Origin of the sequence: Kocuria aegyptia (genome assembly GCF_039530085.1) — a bacterium.
Classification (GTDB): domain Bacteria; phylum Actinomycetota; class Actinomycetes; order Actinomycetales; family Micrococcaceae; genus Kocuria; species Kocuria aegyptia.
In genome coordinates this window covers 1-604 of record NZ_BAAAOA010000025.1, presented here as the reverse complement: position 1 = coordinate 604, position 604 = coordinate 1, and the positions used below count along the sequence as shown (strand labels likewise).

The 604-nt window shown below is 72.4% G+C and carries 1 protein-coding gene; it reads left to right on the top strand.

What is annotated here, in order from left to right; genetic code table 11:
• Nucleotides 1–141 precede the first annotated feature (141 nt).
• Nucleotides 142–604 (top strand): MBL fold metallo-hydrolase (locus ABD220_RS10770; RefSeq protein ID WP_344122429.1); only part of this gene is annotated, 463 nt, incomplete at its 3' end.

Here is a 604-nt window from a genome sequence, read left to right as displayed (position 1 = left end):
GGACGTGGAGGAGGCCTTCGCGAAGATGAAGGCCGGCAAGGTGCTGCGCTCCGTCGTGGAGATCACCCCGGCCCCGGACGCGGCGGCAGATGCCGCCGCGCAGTCGGAGACCGGCGTGGCCGCACCGGCCGGAGCGGCCCGATGACCGCGCGGCAGGCCGCCGCGCCGCGCACGGACCCCTCGGGCCGGGTCCGGGTCGAGCACCTGGTGACCGCAGGGACGTTCTCCCTGGACGGAGGCACCTGGGACGTCGAGAACAACGTGTGGATCGTGGGCGACGACGAGCAGTGCCTGGTCATCGACCCGGCCCACGACCACCGGAAGGTCGTGGACGCCGTGGGCGGCCGCGCCGTGGCAGCCATCCTGCTCACCCACGGTCACGACGACCACATCCGCTCCGTCGTGGAGGTCGCCGAGGAGCTGCGGGCTCCGGTGTACCTCCACCCGGACGACACGATGCTCTGGGAGCAGGTGCATCCCACCCGTCGTTTCGACCGCATCATCCGTGACGGCGACGTCTACACGGTGGGCGGGGTGCGTCTGACCGTGCTGCACACCCCGGGCCACTCGCCCGGATCCGTGTGCTTCCTCGCCCCGGAGCTGG